The organism is Bacillus bingmayongensis (assembly GCF_000299035.1).
Taxonomy (GTDB): domain Bacteria; phylum Bacillota; class Bacilli; order Bacillales; family Bacillaceae_G; genus Bacillus_A; species Bacillus_A bingmayongensis.
Genome location: NZ_AKCS01000084.1, coordinates 1 through 653, shown reverse-complemented (window position 1 = coordinate 653; position 653 = coordinate 1). Strand labels below are relative to the sequence as shown.

Sequence of the window (653 nt, the reverse complement as noted above, 5' to 3'; positions counted from 1 at the left end):
AACAATGAATATACTGCAACACCAGAAATTCTGCGTCAGCAAGGGTATTACACAGCTGTATTCCATGCAAACAACGCAACATTCTGGAACCGCAACATCATGTATCCAGCACTTGGTTATGATCGTTATTACAACGAACTTGACTATAAAATTACTCCAGAAACAAAATTAAACTGGGGATTAAAAGATATCGAGTACTTTAATCAATCAGTGGATATGTTAAAACAAGTGAAGCAACCATTCTACACTCGCTTCCTTAGTTTAACCAATCACTATCCATTTACGTATGATGACGATACAAAATTAATTGAGCCTTACAACTCTGGTGACCGCGTATTTGACGATTACATGGTAACAGCTCGTTACTTAGACGAAGCACTGAAAAACTTTATTGAACGTCTAAAAGCAGAAGGTATTTATGATAACTCTGTTATCGTATTCTATGGTGACCACTATGGTATTTCTGAAAACCATAACCGTGCAATGGCACAATTCTTAGGAAAAGAAGAAATTACAACATTTGATCATATGAATTTACAACGTACACCAATGTTCATTCATGTTCCAGGTCAAACAGAAGGTCAAACAATTTCAAAACCAACTGGTGAAATTGATATTAAACCAACAATTCTAAACTTACTTGGTGTTGATTC

General features: G+C 35.4%; 1 protein-coding gene. It reads left to right on the top strand.

The features are described from left to right. Window positions 1-653 (top strand): LTA synthase family protein (locus Y7E_RS0106925; RefSeq protein WP_017150556.1); only part of this gene is annotated, 653 nt, incomplete at both ends.